The sequence below is a fragment of the Winogradskyella poriferorum genome (assembly GCF_050618035.1).
Classification (GTDB): domain Bacteria; phylum Bacteroidota; class Bacteroidia; order Flavobacteriales; family Flavobacteriaceae; genus Winogradskyella; species Winogradskyella poriferorum_A.
On record NZ_JBODPY010000123.1, the window covers coordinates 1 to 236 of the forward strand.

Here is a 236-nt window from a genome sequence, read left to right on the forward strand (position 1 = left end):
CCTACTGGTATGATTGTGAGTTGTCAAGTTCAAAAGTCATCACATAAAATCCTAGAAAAGGCTTTGAAAGTGTTGCGTACGCGTCTTTATGATTTAGGACTTGAAAAACAGCGTCAGGCAGATTCAGAAAAACGTAAGAGTATGGTGTGCTCTGGTGACCGAAGTGCTAAAGTTAGAACCTATAATTATCCACAAGCACGAGGTACTGTCCATAGAATAGGGCTCACGCTTTACGA

At 41.1% G+C, this 236-nt stretch carries 1 protein-coding gene; it reads left to right on the top strand.

Annotation, left to right across the window (positions count from 1 at the left end; translation table 11 throughout):
• Positions 1-236 (top strand): peptide chain release factor-like protein (locus tag ACRHOC_RS15165; RefSeq protein ID WP_431159444.1); only part of this gene is annotated, 236 nt, incomplete at both ends.